Origin of the sequence: Helicobacter pylori (assembly GCF_011140715.1) — a bacterium.
GTDB lineage: Bacteria > Campylobacterota > Campylobacteria > Campylobacterales > Helicobacteraceae > Helicobacter > Helicobacter pylori_DA.
The window spans coordinates 21,678-39,797 of record NZ_SFZZ01000075.1; the positions used below are offsets into that span (position 1 = coordinate 21,678).

15 protein-coding genes and 1 tRNA gene are annotated in these 18,120 nt (G+C 39.9%); 13 read left to right on the plus strand and 3 right to left on the minus strand.

Going from position 1 to position 18,120, the window contains the following annotated elements:
* Positions 1 to 48 precede the first annotated feature (48 nt).
* The 3 genes from nikE to EWZ81_RS07400 form a co-directional block, all read right to left on the minus strand.
* The gene (nikE, locus tag EWZ81_RS07390; RefSeq protein WP_165549521.1) at positions 49 to 1,599 is read right to left on the minus strand and encodes a nickel ABC transporter ATP-binding protein NikE; all 1,551 of its coding nucleotides are present in this window, start codon (positions 1,597 to 1,599) and stop codon (positions 49 to 51) included.
* A gap of 9 nt (positions 1,600 to 1,608) precedes the next feature.
* A complete protein-coding gene (locus EWZ81_RS07395; protein WP_000116825.1) occupies positions 1,609 to 2,631 on the minus strand; it encodes an ABC transporter permease in 1,023 nt (340 codons plus the stop codon).
* 105 nt (positions 2,632 to 2,736) lie between these two features.
* Positions 2,737 to 2,812, minus strand: a tRNA-Ala gene (locus tag EWZ81_RS07400).
* Positions 2,813 to 2,970: 158 nt separating this feature from the next.
* On the opposite strand from EWZ81_RS07400, the gene hopF reads away from it, so the two are divergent.
* The 13 genes from hopF to EWZ81_RS07465 all read left to right on the plus strand — a co-directional run bounded on the left by hopF (position 2,971) and on the right by EWZ81_RS07465 (position 18,085).
* The gene (hopF, locus tag EWZ81_RS07405; RefSeq protein ID WP_165549522.1) at positions 2,971 to 4,419 is read left to right on the plus strand and encodes a Hop family outer membrane protein HopF; all 1,449 of its coding nucleotides are present in this window, start codon (positions 2,971 to 2,973) and stop codon (positions 4,417 to 4,419) included.
* Between the two features lie 12 nt (positions 4,420 to 4,431).
* A complete protein-coding gene (gene hopG / locus EWZ81_RS07410; RefSeq protein ID WP_165549523.1) occupies positions 4,432 to 5,844 on the plus strand; it encodes a Hop family outer membrane protein HopG in 1,413 nt (470 codons plus the stop codon).
* A gap of 99 nt (positions 5,845 to 5,943) precedes the next feature.
* A complete protein-coding gene (gene purA / locus EWZ81_RS07415; RefSeq protein ID WP_165549524.1) occupies positions 5,944 to 7,179 on the plus strand; it encodes an adenylosuccinate synthase in 1,236 nt (411 codons plus the stop codon).
* Entirely contained in the window at positions 7,176 to 7,604 is a 429-nt protein-coding gene (locus EWZ81_RS07420; protein ID WP_077657496.1) for a flagellar export protein FliJ, read from the plus strand. The genes purA and EWZ81_RS07420 overlap by 4 nt, the downstream gene beginning before the upstream one ends.
* Entirely contained in the window at positions 7,597 to 8,256 is a 660-nt protein-coding gene (locus EWZ81_RS07425) for a MotE family protein (RefSeq protein WP_001226705.1), read from the plus strand. The genes EWZ81_RS07420 and EWZ81_RS07425 overlap by 8 nt, the downstream gene beginning before the upstream one ends.
* Positions 8,253 to 9,308 carry an RIP metalloprotease RseP gene (gene rseP, locus EWZ81_RS07430; protein WP_165549525.1) on the plus strand — a complete coding sequence of 352 codons (1,056 nt, stop codon included), beginning with the start codon at positions 8,253 to 8,255 and terminating at the stop codon, positions 9,306 to 9,308. The genes EWZ81_RS07425 and rseP overlap by 4 nt, the downstream gene beginning before the upstream one ends.
* Positions 9,309 to 9,320: 12 nt before the next feature.
* On the plus strand, positions 9,321 to 10,583 hold the full coding sequence (xseA, locus tag EWZ81_RS07435; RefSeq protein WP_165549526.1) for an exodeoxyribonuclease VII large subunit: 1,263 nt from the start codon (positions 9,321 to 9,323) through the stop codon (positions 10,581 to 10,583).
* Between the two features lie 273 nt (positions 10,584 to 10,856).
* Complete coding sequence (locus EWZ81_RS07440; protein ID WP_165549527.1) at positions 10,857 to 11,552, plus strand: BsaWI family type II restriction enzyme; 696 nt, start codon at positions 10,857 to 10,859, stop codon at positions 11,550 to 11,552.
* Positions 11,549 to 12,307 (plus strand): DNA-methyltransferase, encoded by a 759-nt coding sequence (locus EWZ81_RS07445; RefSeq protein WP_001948853.1) that lies wholly within the window; start codon positions 11,549 to 11,551, stop codon positions 12,305 to 12,307. The genes EWZ81_RS07440 and EWZ81_RS07445 overlap by 4 nt, the downstream gene beginning before the upstream one ends.
* A gap of 72 nt (positions 12,308 to 12,379) precedes the next feature.
* Positions 12,380 to 14,950: an ATP-dependent Clp protease ATP-binding subunit gene (locus EWZ81_RS07450; protein WP_165549528.1), complete on the plus strand. Its 2,571-nt coding sequence runs from the start codon at positions 12,380 to 12,382 to the stop codon at positions 14,948 to 14,950.
* Between the two features lie 55 nt (positions 14,951 to 15,005).
* Complete coding sequence (locus EWZ81_RS07455; protein WP_001876446.1) at positions 15,006 to 15,725, plus strand: cytochrome c biogenesis protein CcdA; 720 nt, start codon at positions 15,006 to 15,008, stop codon at positions 15,723 to 15,725.
* Positions 15,726 to 15,734: 9 nt separating this feature from the next.
* Positions 15,735 to 16,871, plus strand: coding sequence for an amidohydrolase family protein (locus tag EWZ81_RS07460; protein WP_165549529.1), 1,137 nt, complete (start codon positions 15,735 to 15,737; stop codon positions 16,869 to 16,871).
* Complete coding sequence (locus EWZ81_RS07465; RefSeq protein ID WP_165549530.1) at positions 16,856 to 18,085, plus strand: adenosine deaminase; 1,230 nt, start codon at positions 16,856 to 16,858, stop codon at positions 18,083 to 18,085. The genes EWZ81_RS07460 and EWZ81_RS07465 overlap by 16 nt, the downstream gene beginning before the upstream one ends.
* Positions 18,086 to 18,120 lie beyond the last annotated feature (35 nt).

The window sequence follows — 18,120 nt, forward strand, 5'->3', positions numbered from 1 at the left end:
TCAAAGATAACGCCCATGCGTTTGAGTATTTTTTAAGAGCTAGCCCCCTTAAAGCCTGGATTCCAACAAACGCTTCGTATAAGCGTGCTTAGGGTTGTCAAACACTTCTTCAATAGCGCCTGTTTCTACGATTTTCCCCTCACTCACCACTAACACCCTATCGCAAAAAGCTTTGATCACATCTAAATCATGGCTGATAAACAAATAGCTCAAATCCTGCTTTTCTTGTAAATTCAACAATAATTCCAACACGCTTTTTTGAATGCTCTTATCCAAAGCGGAAGTGGGCTCATCTAAGAGAATGATTCTAGGTTTTAAAGCGATTGCCCTAGCGATCGCCACTCTTTGGCGTTCCCCTCCACTGAGTTCATAAGCGTAAAAGTTAAGCAATTCAGAATTCAAGCGCACTTCTTCTAAACAAAGTTCAGCTAAATGGTGCCATTCTTCTTTGGAAGCTTTAGGGTAAGCAAAGCGCAGAGCTTCTATTAAAATGCTTTGAATGCTTAAGCGAGGGTTTAACGATGCGTAAGGATCTTGAAACACCATTTGCAAGATCTTGCGGTAGGGTTTGAACGCCTTAGAATTTAAAGACCCCACGCTTTGGCCTAAAATCTTTTCTTCCCCGCTGTTTAGAGCGAGTTTTAAAAGCCCTAACGCTAGAGAGCTTTTCCCGCTCCCGCTTTCGCCAATGATGCCGATGTTTTCTTTAGCTTTGAGGGAAAAATCCACTGATGCGATAAGGGGTTTTTTTAAAGAAGATCTAAAGAAGCGTTTTTGCAAGTAATAAACGCTAAAATCTTTCACCTCTAAAAGCGTTTCATCTAGCACTTTTAAGTTTTTAGCGGGCAAGTTTGAAGCTTGAATCAAGAGTTTTGAATATTCGTGCTTAGGGTCATTAAAAAGCTCTTTAGTCAAATTGGTTTCTACTATCTCGCCTTTTTTTAGCACATAAACCCTATCAGCCAAGCGTTTGACCGCTTTTAAATCATGGCTAATGAACAAAAGGGCGATGTTTTTTTCCACGCTCAATTGCTTGAGCAAGTCTAAAATCTGGTTTTGGATTTGGGCATCTAGCGCGGTGGTAGGCTCATCGCAAATGAGCAATTTGGGCGCATTAATGATCCCCATAGCGATACACACCCTTTGGCGCTGCCCTCCGCTCAATTCATAAGGGTAACGATCCAAAAATTTTTCGTCTAATTGGACTTGTTTCATGGCGTTTAAAACTTGTTCTTTAAGGAGCGTTTGAGAAGCGTTTTTATGGTGTAAGAAATAGGCTTCACTCAGTTGCTTGCCGATTTTATGCAAGGGGTTTAGGCTGGATAGGGGGTCTTGAGCGATGTAAGCGATAATATTCCCCCTTAAATGCTGCATGAACGCTTCGCTTTCCTTTAAAAGATTGGTTGTTTCAAACAGAATTTCGCCATTATGAGGCTTGAATCTAGGGTTTAATCGCATGATGAGATTAGCGATAGAGCTTTTCCCGCTCCCGCTCTCGCCCACGATCGCCACCCTTTCACCATAATTTAAAGAAATATTGATGTTTTGGAGCGAAAAATGCGCGTTTAAAACGCAGTTTAAATTTTTGATTTCTAGCATGTAACCCCTTTATTTGAGCATGTTAGCGTTGAAAGCATCGCGCACCCCTTCGCCAATGAACACCAAAACAGAAAGCAACAAACTGATGGCTACAAAGGCTACGATGGCTAAATGGGGCGTGGTGAGATTATCTTTCCCTTGATTGACCAATTCGCCCAAACTCGCGCTCCCTATAGGCATGCCAAAACCCAAGAAATCCAAAGACACTAAAGTGGAAATACTAGCCGCCATTAAAAACGGCACATAAGTGATCGTCGCTACTAAAGCGTTGGGTAAAACATGGTAGAAAATGATTTTTAAATCATTCACCCCAAGCGCTCTAGCGGCTTTGGTGTAGTCCATATTCCTTGCTTTTAAAAACTCCGTGCGCACGACTTGAGAAAGCCCCATCCAGCTAAAGAGCAAGACTAAAAACAAGATGATCCAGAAATTAGAATTGAACGCGCTAGAAATCACAATGAGTAAAAAAAGCATAGGGATCGCACTCCAAATCTCGCTCAACCTTTGCCCCACTAAATCCACTAGCCCTCCATAATACCCCTGAAACGCTCCCAAACTCACGCCAATAAGAACGCTAAAAAGGGTGAGTAAAATCCCAAACACTAACGAAACACGATAGCCATAAACCAGCCTAGCTAACACATCTCTGGCTTGATCGTCTGTGCCTAAAAGGTGTTTGAAGCTTGGAGGGTTAGGGGCAGGCGAGTCTAAATCCATAATGATCGTATCGTAGCTATAAGGAATGAGCGCATGGATGATGAAAGCGTCTTTTAGAAGCGTGTTTTGCACATAAGGATCGTTATAGTCCGTAGGGGTGAAAAAATCGCCTCCAAACTCCACTTCCGCATAGTTTTTAAACATGGGGAAATACGCCTTATGATCTTTATAGATGAATAAGGGGCGATCATTCACCCACAAGGGGGCTAAAAGAGAAAGCGCTAATAAAGCGATAAAAAGATAGAGTGAAAACACCGCCCGCTTATTCTTTTTAAAACTCAGAATGCGCATTTTAAACAAACTGCTCACGCTCAAACTCCCTTGATGAAAAACAATTCCTAAGATTATAATTAATTATGGGTAATACTAGCAAGAAAATGGGTTTGATCCATAAAGAAAAAGGATAAGCGTAATAAATAATGGTGGAGTGTAGGGGGTTCGAACCCCTGACCTCAACGCTGCCAGCGTTGCGCTCTCCCAACTGAGCTAACACCCCAAATAAAATTAAGCGAGTATTATAACATTTTGCTCAAAAGATGTCAATTTGATGCTTTTTTGAAACACTTAATAGCAAATTAAGAATGATTGTTTTAAAATTAGAAAATTTCTTTTATGGATTAAGTAAAATCACTTATCAAAGCAAAAAGGATATTTTTGAAAAACCACTCCTTTAAAAAAATGATCGCTCTTTCCTTACTAGCGGGCATGTCTTTGTGTAACGCTGAAGAAGATGGGGCGTTTTTTGTCATAGATTACCAGACGAGTTTGGCCAGACAGGAATTGAAAAATCCAGGCTTCACCCAAGCGCAAGAATTAAAGCAGTTAATCAGAGATGGGGCTGTGAGGTTGCAAACTTCTGCCATTCCTTTATCCTACTACTTGGATATTTTAGGGAATAAAACAAAAATTCTCTTGAGTGAAAGCCTGAAAAACAGCTCACAAACGCAACCATCGCAACCAAACGGACAACCAAACCAAGCCTTAGTCAATTTAGAGCAATCTCTAGGGATTTTAGGAAAACTATTGGATCTATCCCAACAATACGCTTCAGAAGGTGTCATTAAGCCTTTGGTGGTGGATGTGGGGAACAAACAAATCGGTATCACTGATAGCATGCTCTTAGTGGCTCAAAACATCGTTTTAGCTTTAGGGCAAGTGGATTTGAGCAAAATCCAACAAAACAATAACGGACAGCTATACGAAAACATCATGAAAGTCATGCTTTTAGGCGCGGGCGGGACTAATGGAGCGTATAATGGCGTGAGTGTGGGCGATATTGCCACAGGCATGCAAAATTTTTCTTCGCAAACGGGCTTGATAGGGGCTAATTCTACGGTTAGCGAACTCAACGCTTTGATTAAGAGCGGGATTTCTTTGGATCGTGAGACTTTGAGGTTAGGGAGTTTTATTGAAAAAAATATTTGTAGCAGTGCATCGTCTTGTTTTAGTGGGAATCAGCTTGTTTATAGGAAAGGGCTAGACAGAGTCATAAATATCATTAACGCGAGTTTAGGCCAGTTTGAATCTTCGGCTAGTTCTCTTTATAAGATTTCTTATATCCCTAACCTCTTTTCGCTCAAAGATTACCAGTCAGCGAGCATGAATGGCTTTGGGGCTAAAATGGGCTATAAACAATTTTTCACCCATAAGAAAAATATTGGCTTAAGGTATTACGGGTTTTTGGATTATGGCTATGCGAATTTTGGCGATACGAATTTAAAAGTGGGAGCAAATCTCGTTACTTATGGGGTAGGAACGGATTTTTTATACAACGTGTATGAACGCTCTAGAAGGAGGGAAAGGACTACAATCGGTCTTTTCTTTGGCACTCAAATTGCAGGGCAAACTTGGAGCACGAATGTAACGAACTTGTTGAGCGGGCAAAGGCCTGATGTCAAGTCTAGTTCGTTCCAATTTTTGTTTGATTTGGGCGTGCGCACCAACTTTGCAAAAACCAATTTCAATAAGCACAGATTAGATCAAGGGATAGAATTTGGGGTGAAAATCCCTGTTATCGCTCATAAATATTTTGCAACCCAAGGCTCAAGCGCGAGCTATATGCGGAATTTTAGCTTCTATGTGGGCTATTCAGTCGGTTTTTAAGGAAGGCTCTTGATGAAAAATACCAATACAAAAGAGATAAAGAATACAAGAATGAAAAAAGGTCAATACCACGCGCTCAAAAAAGGGCTTTTAAAAACCGCTCTGCTTTTTAGCTTTCCTTTAAGCATGGCGTTAGCTGAAGACGATGGCTTTTATATGGGGGTGGGCTATCAAATCGGTGGTGCGCAACAAAACATCAATAACAAAGGCAGCACCCTAAGGAATAATGTCATTGATGATTTCCGCCAAGTGGGCGTAGGTATGGCAGGGGGTAATGGGCTTTTAACCTTAGCGACAAACACGACCATGGACGCTCTTTTAGGGATAGGCAATCAAATTGTCAATACTAATACAACTGTTGGCAACAATAACGCAGAATTAGCTCAGTTTGAAAAAATACTCCCCCAAATTGAGCAACGCTTTGAAACGAATAAAAACGCTTATAGCGTTCAAGCCTTGCAAGTGTATTTGAGTAATGTGTTGTATAACTTGGTTAATAATAGTAATAATGGCAGCAATAATGGAGTCGTTCCTGAATATGTAGGGATTATAAAAGTTCTCTATGGTTCTCAAAATGAATTCAGTCTCTTAGCCACGGAGAGTGTGGCGCTTCTAAACGCGCTCACAAGAGTGAATTTGGATAGTAATTCGGTGTTTTTAAAAGGGCTTTTAGCCCAAATGCAGCTTTTTAATGACACTTCTTCAGCAAAGCTAGGCCAGATCGCAGAAGGCTTGAATAAGAGCGGTGGTGCAGGGGCCATGCTCCAAAAGGATGTGAAAACCATCTCGGATCGAATCGCTACTTATCAAGAGAATCTAAAACAGCTAGGAGGAATGCTAAATAATTACGATGAGCCTTACTTGCCCCAATTTGGGCCAGGCAAAAGCTCTCAGCATGGGGTTATTAATGGCTTTGGCATTCAAATGGGCTATAAGCAATTTTTTGGGAACAAGAAGAATATAGGCTTACGATACTACGCTTTCTTTGATTACGGCTTTACGCAATTGGGCAGTCTTAGCAGCGCTGTTAAGGCGAATATCTTTACTTATGGCGCTGGCACAGACTTTTTATGGAATATCTTTAGAAGGGTTTTTAGCGATCAATCCTTGAATGTGGGGGTGTTTGGAGGCATTCAAATAGCGGGTAACACTTGGGATAGCTCTTTAAGAGGTCAAATTGAAAACTCGTTTAAAGAATACCCCACTCCCACGAATTTCCAATTTTTATTTAATTTGGGCTTAAGGGCTCATTTTGCCAGCACCATGCACCGCCGGTTTTTGAGCGCGTCTCAAAGCATTCAGCATGGGATAGAATTTGGCGTGAAAATCCCGGCTATCAATCAAAGGTATTTGAGAGCGAATGGGGCTGATGTGGATTACAGGCGTTTGTATGCGTTCTATATCAATTACACGATAGGTTTTTAAGCTCTTTTTAGGGCTTTATAAAGAGGCTTTTTACTTTTTTTTGGTATTCTAACAAGCTTTTAAACCATCCAATCTACTTTGTTTTAAGGATAATATTTTATGGCAGATGTCGTTGTGGGGATCCAGTGGGGAGATGAGGGGAAGGGAAAGATCGTTGATAGGATCGCTAAGGATTATGACTTTGTGGTGCGCTATCAAGGCGGGCATAATGCCGGGCATACCATTGTGCATAAGGGGGTTAAACATTCTTTGCATTTAATGCCCTCAGGGGTTTTATACCCACAATGCAAGAACATCATTTCTAGCGCGGTGGTCGTGAGCATCAAGGATTTGTGCGGAGAAATCAGCGCGTTTGAGGATTTAGAAAATCGTTTGTTCATCAGCGACAGAGCCCATGTGATCTTGCCTTATCATGCCAAAAAAGACGCTTTTAAAGAAAAATCTCAAAACATCGGCACGACTAAAAAAGGCATAGGTCCTTGCTATGAGGATAAAATGGCGAGGAGCGGGATAAGAATGGGGGATTTATTAGACGATAAGATCTTAGAAGAAAGGCTAAACGCTCATTTCAAAGCCATTGAGCCTTTTAAGGAAGCGTATGATTTGGGCGAGGATTACGAAAAAGATTTGAGGGAATATTTTAAGACTTACGCTCCAAAAATTTGCCCCTTTATCAAAGACACGACAAGCATGCTGATAGAAGCGAACCAAAAGGGTGAAAAAATCCTATTAGAAGGGGCACAAGGCACGCTTTTAGACATTGATTTAGGGACTTACCCTTTTGTAACAAGCTCTAACACCACGAGCGCTAGCGCATGCGTGAGCACCGGCTTAAACCCTAAAGCGATCAATGAAGTGATAGGTATCACGAAAGCCTACTCCACTCGTGTGGGTAATGGGCCTTTCCCTAGCGAAGACACTACACCCATGGGCGATCATTTAAGGACTAAGGGCGCGGAGTTTGGCACGACAACCAAGCGCCCAAGGCGTTGCGGGTGGCTGGATTTGGTGGCTTTAAAATACGCTTGCGCTTTGAATGGTTGCACGCAATTAGCTTTAATGAAATTAGATGTTTTGGATGGGATTGATGCGATTAAGGTGTGCGTGGCTTATGAAAGAAAGGGCGAAAGATTAGAGGCTTTCCCTAGCGATTTGAAAGATTGCATGCCTATTTATCAAACTTTTAAAGGCTGGGAAAAAAGCGTGGGCGTGAGAAAATTAGAGGATTTAGAGCCAAACGCTAGAGAGTATATCCGTTTTATTGAAAAAGAAGTGGGGGTGAAAATTGGCCTTATTTCTACAAGCCCTGAAAGAGAAGACACGATTTTTCTATGAAAAAATTCGCTTCTGTGTTGGTGCAATTAAAAACCCTTGCGTTAGAAAAAATAGAGCGAAAGCTTGAAAGCAAGCGTTTAGAATTGCAACAAAACGAGCGAGAAGTTTTGGAGAAACAAGCCCAATTGAGCGCGTTTAAAAACCCTGAGTTGGGGGGAATGAGCCTTTTTTTACAAACCCAGCAATTAAAAAGCGCTTTAAGATTGGAGATAGAATATTACCAACAAGAGGGCGAGAATTTAACTAAGGATTTAAAAATTTTAGAAAAAGATTATCTTTTGGCTAACCAGGAATTAGAAAAAGCTAAAATCATTTTAGAAAAGGAAAAGCAAAAAGAACAGAAAATTTTGGAAAAAAAAGAGCAGGCTCTTTTGGACGAAAACGCCATGATTTTACACTGGCAAAAAGAGGGTTTGCATGCGTAAAATCTTGTTAATGGGCTTGATTTTACAAGCGCTCTTTAGTGAAGAAGCCGCACAAGAATTGTTGCAATGCTCTGCGATTTTTGAATCTAAAAAAGCCGAATTAAAAGACGATTTGCGCCGATTGAGCGAAAAAGAGCAGTCTTTGAGGATCTTGCAAACTGAAAACGCCCGCCTTTTAGATGAAAAAAACGATCTGTTAAACCAAAAAGAAAAAGAAGTGGAAGAAAAACTGAAAAATTTAGCGGCTAAAGAAGAAGCCTTTAAAACCTTACAAACAGAAGAAAAGAAACGCCTTAAAAATTTGATAGAAGAAAATGAAGGCATTTTAAGAGAAATCAAGCAGGCTAAAGACAGCAAGATTGGCGAGACTTATTCTAAAATGAAAGATTCTAAATCGGCTCTGATTTTAGAAAATCTACCCACTCAAAACGCCTTAGAAATTTTAATGGCACTAAAACCCCAAGAATTAGGTAAAATTTTAGCCAAAATGGATCCTAAAAAAGCGGCGGCTTTGACAGAGTTGTGGCAAAAACCCCCAAAAGAAAATAAAGAAAATCAAAAAACCACAGATCCCACGCCCCCCACACCACCCACGCCTCCTAAAGAGCCAACCTTAAAAGATCCTAACACCAAAGAGCCTGCAGGGGTATGATGTTCATTGTAGCGGTTTTGATGCTGGCGTTTTTGATCTTTGTCCATGAGTTAGGGCATTTTATTATCGCTAGGATTTGTGGGGTGAAAGTAGAAGTGTTTAGCATTGGTTTTGGTAAAAAACTCTGTTTCTTTAAGCTTTTTGGCACGCAATTCGCTCTGTCTTTGATCCCGATTGGGGGCTATGTGAAATTAAAGGGCATGGATAAAGAAGAAAATGAAGAAAATGAAATTAATCAAGAGAATGATAGCTACGCGCAAAAAAGCCCTTTCCAAAAGCTATGGATATTGTTTGGGGGGGCGTTTTTCAATTTTCTTTTTGCGATTCTAGTGTATTTTGTTCTGGCATTGAGCGGGGAAAAAGTCTTACTGCCCGTCATTGGCGATTTAGACAAAAACGCACTAGAGGCCGGGCTGTTAAAGGGGGATAAAATCCTTTCTATCAACCATCAAAAAATAGCGAGTTTTAGAGAGATTAGAGGCATAGTGGCGCGTTCTCAAGGCGAGTTAATTTTAGAAATAGAGCGAAACAACCGGATTTTAGAAAAACGCCTAACCCCTAAAATCGTGGCGGTAATAAGCGAATCTAATGATCCTAATGAAATCATCAAATATAAAATAATAGGTATTAAACCGGACATGCAAAAAATGGGCGTTGTCTCTTATTCCGTGTTTCAAGCGTTTGAAAAGGCTTTGAGTCGGTTTAAAGAGGGCGTTGTTTTGATTGTGGATTCTTTAAGGCGTTTGATTATGGGGAGCGCTTCAGTTAAGGAATTGAGTGGGGTAATAGGCATTGTGGGGGCGTTAAGCCATGCCAATAGCGTGAGCATGCTTTTGTTGTTTGGGGCGTTTTTGTCTATCAATCTAGGGATTTTAAATTTATTACCCATTCCAGCCTTAGATGGGGCGCAAATGCTAGGGGTCGTTTTTAAAAATATTTTTCATATCGCTTTGCCAACGCCCATACAAAATGCGTTGTGGCTAGCGGGGGTGGGGTTTTTGGTTTTTGTCATGTTTTTAGGGCTTTTTAATGACATCACTCGTTTGCTATAAAAGGGGGAGTTGATGCATGTATTGAGCGTGAGCGAAATCAACGCGCAAATCAAAGCCCTTTTAGAAGCGACTTTTTTGCAAGTTAGGGTTCAAGGGGAAGTGAGTAATTTGACTATCCACAAGGTGAGCGGCCATGCGTATTTTTCGCTCAAAGACAGCCAGTCGGTTATTAAATGCGTGCTGTTTAAAGGGAACGCTAACAGGCTCAAATTCGCTTTAAAAGAAGGGCAGGAAGTGGTTGTTTTTGGGGGCATTAGCGTGTATGTCCCAAGGGGGGATTATCAAATCAATTGCTTTGAAATAGAGCCTAAAGAGATAGGTTCATTAACTTTAGCTTTAGAGCAATTGAAAGAAAAATTACGCCTTAAAGGCTATTTTGATGAAGAAAATAAATTACCCAAACCGCATTTTCCTAAACGAGTGGCAGTCATCACTTCTCAAAATTCAGCCGCTTGGGCGGACATGAAAAAGATCGCTTCCAAACGATGGCCGATATGCGAATTAGTCTGTATCAATACCTTAATGCAAGGGGAGGGGTGCGTTCAAAGCGTGGTGGAGAGCATCGCTTATGCGGATAGTTTTCATGACACAAAAAACGCTTTTGATGCGATTGTAATGGCTAGGGGTGGGGGGAGTATGGAGGATTTGTATTCTTTCAATGATGAAAAAATCGCTGATGCTCTGTATTTGGCTAAAACCTTCAGCATGTCAGCTATTGGGCATGAGAGCGATTTTTTATTGAGCGATTTAGTGGCGGATTTAAGGGCTTCTACGCCTTCAAACGCGATGGAGATCTTGCTCCCTAATAGCGATGAGTGGTTGCAAAGACTTGACGGGTTTAATGTGAAATTGCACCGCTCTTTTAAGATTTTACTCCATCAAAAAAAGGCGCATTTAGAGCATTTAGCGGCTTCTTTAAAACGATTGAGTTTTGAAAACAAGCACCATTTAAACGCTTTAAAACTAGAGAAATTAACAATCGCTTTAGACAATAAAACCCTAGAATTTTTACGCCTTAAAAAAACGCTTTTAGAAAAAATCTCTACCCAACTATCCACAAGCCCTTTTTTACAAACTAAAACAGAGCGCTTAAACAGGCTAGAAAACGCCCTTAAACTCGCTCATGCCAATTTGAAATTACCCCAATTCGGGGCGTTGGTGAGCAAAAATCATCAAGCGATAGAATTAGAGGCATTAAAAAGGGGCGATAAAATTGAATTGAGTAATGAAAAAGCCAGAGCGAGCGCTACTATTTTGAGCGTGGATAGGGTGTAAGGGTTTGAAAATCACTATCAAGACTTATGACTTTAAGCGATTAGTGCGGTTAGTGAATATTGGTGTTTGTTTTTAAAAAATTTGCTTCTTAAAACTTTGTTTTATCGTTTTAGACTTATTCTATGGCAAAACTCTTAAGAGGATAGAGGGTATTTTGAAATAACTCTTCTCTTTAATCCCTTATATAGAGCCAAAGGGATTTTAAAACACCAGCCATTATCAAAAAGTTTTGTATTATAATTTGATGGATCTCTATGGATTAAGGTGTTTGGATTGAGTTTAGCGGATATTATTTTAGAGCGTTTTAAAGATTTTATGAGAGAACGACCTGAGCCTTACAAGTTTTTACAGGTTTTTTACGCGCAAGAAAAAGAACGCTTTTTGAATAGTAAGATTAGCGATTATATGAAGCAAAATAAAAGCAAGGAAGAAGCCAGCATTTTAGCCAGACAAGGCTTTGTCAGCACCATAGGAAGGGTGTTAGAAAAAATCATAGAACTTTTATTAAAAGATTTTTGTATTAAAAACAATGTCAAAATGACGAACGATAAAACCTTAAGGGCTAAGCGCATTAATGGCGAATTAGATAAGGTCAAACGGGCTTTATTGGTGCATTTTGGAGGCTATAGCGTTTTGCCTGATGGAGATATAATTCTTTATCAAACCAACAAGGATAATGTCAAAATCCTAGCGATTTTATCGGTAAAAAATTCGTTTAGAGAGCGTTTCACAGAAACGCCTTATTGGAAATTAAAACTCTTACAATCGCCTATAACTTCTCACATTAAAGTCTTTATGATAACGCCGGATAACGATGATGAAATCAGCTTTAAAGACAAGCCTAAAAAGGCTAGGATCGTTATGGAGCATGAATTAGATGGCCTCTATTTAGCCAAAAGCCATTTTGATCAAAGCCCTAAAATCAAGGGCATAGAAAATTTGTTAGAAGATTTAAAGAGGCTTTTATGAAACCTTATTTCAGTTTGGAGAAATTGGATTTATACCATGGCGATGCGAGCGTTTTAGAGACTTTTGAAAAAGGTTTTTATGATTTGTGCGTTACTTCACCGCCCTATAATTTGAGCATTGAATATCAAGGGAGCAATGATTTTAGGGCTTATGATGATTATTTGAATTGGTGTAAAAATTGGCTTAAAAATTGTTATTTTTGGGGCAAGGAACAGGCGAGATTGTGCTTGAATGTCCCTTTAGATACGAATAAACACGGCAAGCAAAGTTTAGGGGCTGATATTACTATAGTGGCTAAAGAATGCGGTTGGAAATACCAAAATACGATCATTTGGAATGAAAGCAATATCTCAAGACGCACCGCTTGGGGGAGTTGGCTGCAAGCTAGTGCGCCCTATGCTATCGCTCCTGTGGAATTGATCGTCGTTTTTTATAAAAACGAATACAAACGCCAAAAACAAACTTCTACGATGAGTAGAGAGGAATTTTTACTCTACACGAACGGGCTTTGGAATTTTAGCGGTGAATCCAAAAAACGCCTAAAGCACCCAGCCCCATTCCCAAGGGAATTACCCAGGCGTTGCATCCAATTGTTTTCTTTTTTAGAAGACACGATTTTTGATCCTTTTAGCGGATCTGGAACGACTATTTTAGAGGCTAATGCTTTAGGGCGTTTTAGCGTGGGTTTAGAGATTGAAAAAGAATATTGCGAGTTGTCTAAAAAGCGTATTTTAGAGAGTTTGTCGTTAGTGTGAGCGTTTTAAAAACCTTTGAGGGTTAAAATAGTGTAAAATAGTAAAGATTTTAAAACTCAAAAAGGATTGATAATGAATTTATTTGAAAAAATGACTGACCAATTGCATGAGACTTTAGACAGCGCGCTCGCTTTAGCCTTGCACCATAAAAACGCTGAAGTAACGCCCTTGCACATGCTTTTTGCCATGCTCAATAATTCCCAAGGCATTCTTATTCAAGCCTTACAAAAAATGCCTGTGGATATTGAAGCTTTAAAACTTAGCGTTCAAAGCGAGTTGAATAAGTTCGCTAAAGTTTCACAAATCAGCAAGCAAAACATCCAATTAAACCAAGCTTTAATCCAAAGTTTAGAAAACGCTCAAGGCTTGATGGCTAAAATGGGCGATTCTTTCATCGCTACCGATGCGTATCTTTTGGCGAATATGAATCTTTTTGAAAGCGTTCTAAAGCCTTATTTAGACACTAAAGAATTGCAAAAAACTTTAGAATCTTTAAGAAAAGGCAGGACTATCCAGGATAAAAACGATGATTCTAACTTGGAAAGTTTAGAAAAATTTGGCATTGATTTGACGCAAAAAGCCCTAGAAAATAAGCTGGATCCCGTGATCGGAAGGGATGAAGAAATCATTCGCATGATGCAAATTTTGATCAGAAAAACAAAAAATAACCCTATTTTACTGGGCGAGCCTGGAGTGGGGAAGACAGCTGTTGTGGAAGGGTTAGCCCAACGCATTGTGAATAAGGAAGTGCCTAAAACGCTTTTAAACAAACGGGTTGTCGCTTTAGATTTAAGCTTATTGGTGGCTGGGGCGAAATACAGAGGCGAGTTTGAAGAGCGCCTGAAAAAGGTGATTGAAGAAGTTAAAAAAAGCGCGAATGTGATTTTATTCATTGATGAAATCCACACGATCGTAGGGGCTGGGGCTAGTGAGGGGGGCATGGATGCGGCTAATATTTTAAAACCCGCGCTCGCTAGGGGGGAATTGCACACGATTGGAGCGACCACTTTAAAAGAATACCGCAAGTATTTTGAAAAAGACATGGCGCTACAAAGGCGTTTCCAACCCATTTTACTCAATGAGCCTAGTATCAATGAAGCTTTACAGATTTTAAGGGGGTTAAAAGAAACTTTAGAAACGCACCATAATATCACCATCAATGACTCCGCGCTCATAGCGAGCGCTAAACTCTCCAGCCGTTATATCACCGATAGGTTTTTACCCGATAAAGCGATTGATTTGATTGATGAGGGGGCGGCCCAATTAAAAATGCAAATGGAATCAGAGCCGGCCAAACTCTCTAGCGTTAAGCGCTCCATTCAAAGACTAGAAATGGAAAAACAAGCCCTTGAAATGGAAAACAAAGAGAGCAACCACAAACGCATGCAAGAAATCCTTAAAGAATTGAGCGATTTGAAAGAGGAAAAAATCCAATTAGAAGCGCAATTTGAAAACGAAAAAGAAGTGTTCAAAGAAATTTCACGCTTGAAAATGGAAATGGAGAGCTTGAAAAAAGAGGCTGAAAGGTTTAAACGCAATGGGGATTACCAGCAAGCGGCTGAAATTGAATACTCTAAAATCCCTGAAAAGGAAAAGAAAGAAAAAGAATTGCAACATAAATGGGAAACGATGCAGCAAAACGGGGCGTTATTGCAAAACGCTTTAACCGAAAACAATATCGCTGAGATCGTGAGCCAATGGACGCATATCCCGGTCCAAAAAATGCTCCAAAGCGAAAAAAATAGGGTTTTAAACATTGAAAGCGAATTGCAAAAAAGAGTGGTGGGGCAAGAAAAAGCGCTCAAAGCGATCGCTAAAGCGATTAAAAGGAATAAGGCCGGGCTTAGCGATAGCAATAAACCTATAGGGAGTTTCCTCTTTTTAGGGCCAACAGGGGTGGGTAAAACCGAGAGCGCTAAAGCTTTGGCACAATTCTTGTTTGATAGCGATAAAAATCTTATAAGAATTGACATGAGCGAATATATGGAAAAGCATGCCATAAGCCGTCTTATTGGGGCCGCTCCTGGGTATGTGGGCTATGAAGAAGGCGGGCAGTTGACCGAAGCGGTGCGCAGAAAGCCTTATAGCGTGGTGTTGTTAGATGAAGTGGAAAAAGCCCATCCGGATGTGTTTAACCTCTTGTTGCAGGTTTTAGATGAAGGGCATTTAACCGATAGTAAGGGCGTGAGGGTGGATTTCAAAAACACGATTTTGATTTTAACCAGCAATGTGGCTAGCGGCGCGCTTTTAGAAGAAAATTTGAGTGAAGCTGATAAACAAAAAGCGATTAAAGAAAGCTTGAGGCAATTTTTCAAGCCGGAATTTTTAAACCGCTTAGATGAAATCATCTCCTTTAACGCTCTAGATAGTCATGCTATCATTAATATCGTGGGGATACTCTTTGAAAACATTCAAAAAAAAGCGCTTGAAAGGGGCATTAATATAACCCTAGACGAAAAAGCAAAAGAATTGATCGCCGAAGCGGGATTTGACAGATTTTATGGCGCTAGACCCCTAAAACGCGCACTCTATGAAATGGTAGAAGACAAGCTCGCTGAACTCATTTTAGAGGATAAAATTAAAGAGAATGACAGCGTGGCGTTTGTGGTAGAAAATAACGAGATTGTGCCTAAGATTAAGTGAGGTTTTGTTATTCTAAAAAATATAAAAAACGATTATTTTAAAAAAGGATTGGATGATGTTTGATAACACGCTTATCAATTTATTTGAGACAGCGCCTCTTTTAACTTCGCTTTTAGCTGGGATTTTAACTTTTTTAAGCCCTTGCGTGTTGCCTTTGATCCCGGCGTATATGTCTTATATCTCTCAAATTTCTTTAGAGGATATTAAAGATGGTAAGGCTAAAAGGGTTTCGGTTTTTTTAAAATCTTTGATGTTTGTGGTAGGGTTTTCGCTCGTGTTTTTGGGCGTGGGCATGTCTATGGCCAAGCTTATCCATAGCTTTTCGTTTTCCTGGGTGAATTATATCGCTGGGGGGATTGTGATCCTTTTTGGTTTGCATTTTTTAGGCGTGTTTCGTTTTGCATTTTTGTATAAAACTCAAAGCGTTCGTTTAGCGAGCAAATCTAATAGCATGCAACGCTTTTACCCCTTTCTTTTGGGCATGAGTTTCGCTTTAGGTTGGACGCCATGCATCGGGCCGATATTCACTTCCATAGTGATCATGAGCGCGAGCAAGGACGCTTATGGCTTAATCCTTATGGTGGTGTTTGTGATGGGCTTGGCGATCCCTTTTTTATTGGTGGCTTTAATGCTAGAAAGAGCGCTATTGTTTTTAAAATCTTTAAAAAAATACAACCGTGCGATTGAAATTGTTTCAGGGTTGGTGCTTATTTTAATGGGAATATTGATCATGACAAATTCTTTAGAAAGCCTGACTAACTTTTTACAAAATTAGGAGGGTTTGATGCTGTTAAAAAACGCTTCGTTTTATGATGATGAGGTTTTAAAAAGAGCGGATATTCGCTTAAAAGATTCTCTCATTATAGAGATTGAAGAAGACTTAAGCCCTATTAATAATGAAGAAGTGGTTGAGTGCGGGGATTTGTTCGTGTTGCCAAGCTTCATTGATTTGAGCGTTACTGATTTGGAGGGTTATGAAAATTTAAAACAAAAGGCTTTTAAAGGGGGGGTAGGGTTACTCAATGTTTTTAATTGCGACAAAAGCGGCATTAAAAATATTATGGCAATTAAAAACAACCAACTAGCCGACATCGCCACGCTTAAAAATAAAGGGGGGGAAATTTTAATCGCGCCATCTGACGCTTTTTTAGAACTCATCAGCCACTACGCCAAATCCTACAACTTGCCTCTTTTAGTCTCTTTAGAAAATTCTTTTGAAGCCCTAAATAGTGGGGAATTAGCCTATGAATTGGGGCAAAATTTTGTAGAAAATGCGTTTGAAAACACGCGCTTGGTGCGTTTCATGGAAGTTTCTAGAGCGTTACAAATCCCCATGCTTTTAGATAAAGTGAGTAGCATCGCCACGCTCAAACTCATTAAAGCCTTTAATGATTTAGGAGCGAAATTACAAGCCCAAACGCCCTTAAGCCATTTGATCTTAGATGAGAGCGTGTATGAAGATTATGAGCCACGATTTAAAATCGCCCCTCCTTTAAGGGATAAAGAAAGCCAAAACGCCCTAAAAGAAGCCCTAAAAAATAACGAAATTGCCATGCTTACAAGCCTTCATGCTTCTAAAAATTCTAACGCAGAGCTTTTTGAAGAAAGCGCGTTTGGGTGTGAGAGCATAGAGGACGCTTTTAGCGTGGCTTACACTTTTTTAGTTCAAAAGAAGGTCATTAGCTTCCAACAGCTCATTAAAGTCATGGCGATTAACCAAGCGGAGTTTTTAAAACTCAATGCAGGCGAGGTTAAAGAAAACCAATTAGCCAATTTGATGATTGTAGATTTAAACGCTCAAACAAGAGTAAGTAATCAAAATTCGCCCTTTTATGGTTTGGAATTGTATGGTGAAGTGCAAAGAATGATCTTAAAAGGGCAAACCACATTTATTAAGGAGAATGCATGCAAGAAATCATAGGAGCGTCTTTAGTTTTTTTGTGTAATGAAAAATGCGAAGTGTTAGAAGATTGTGGCGTGGTCTTTGATGAAAAGATTGTTGAAATAGGCGATTATCAAAGTTTAACGCTTAAATACCCCCACTTAAAGGCGCAGTTTTTTGAAAATTCCGTTCTGTTGCCCGCTTTTATCAACGCGCACACCCATTTTGAATTTTCCAACAACAAGGCGAGTTTTGATTACGGGAGTTTTTCTGGCTGGTTAGGGAGCGTGTTGAACAATGGGGGAGCGATTTTAGAAAATTGCCAAGGGGCTATCCAAAACGCTATCAGCACGCAATTAAAAAGCGGGGTGGGGAGCGTGGGAGCGATTTCTAACCACCTAATAGAAATTAATTTATTGAAAGAAAGCCCCTTGAATGCTGTCGTGTTTTTAGAGTTTTTAGGGAGCAGTTATTCTTTAGAAAAACTAAAAGCGTTTGAGGCGAAATTTAAAGAGTTAAAAGATTTGGAAGATAAAAAGCTTAAAGCAGCTTTGGCTGTGCATGCCCCTTATTCAGTCCAAAAAGACATGGCTTTGAGCGTCATCCAATTGGCTAAAGATTCACAAAGCCTGCTTTCTACGCATTTTTTAGAATCGCTTGAAGAACTAGAATGGGTAGAAAATTCTAAAGGGTGGTTTGAAAATTTTTACCAGCATTTTTTAAAAGAGTCTAATTTCAAATCGCTCTATAAGGGGGCGAACGATTACATTGACATGTTTAAAGACACGCACACTCTATTTGTGCATAACCAGTTCGCTTCTTTAGAAGTATTAAAAAGGATCAAGTCTCAAGTCAAAAACGCTTTTTTAATCACATGCCCCTTTTCTAACCGCCTATTGAGCGGGAAAGTGTTGGATTTAGAAAGAACCAAAGAGGCCGGTTTGAGCGTGAGCGTGGCCACCGATGGCTTGAGTTCTAATGTTTCGCTGAGCCTTTTAGACGAATTAAGGGCGTTCTTGCTCACCCATAACATGCCGTTATTGGAATTAGCCAAGATCGCTCTTTTAGGAGCGACTAGGCATGGGGCTAAGGCTTTAGCTTTAAATAATGGCGAGATAGAAGCCAACAAAAGAGCGGATTTGAGCGTGTTTGGTTTTAATGAAAAATTCACTAAAGAGCAGGCGGTTTTGCAATTTTTATTGCATGCTAAAGAAGTGGAACGCTTGTTTTTAGGGGGGAAAAGGGTAATCTAATTTGTTTTAAAGACAGAATGCGTTAAAATGAGAAA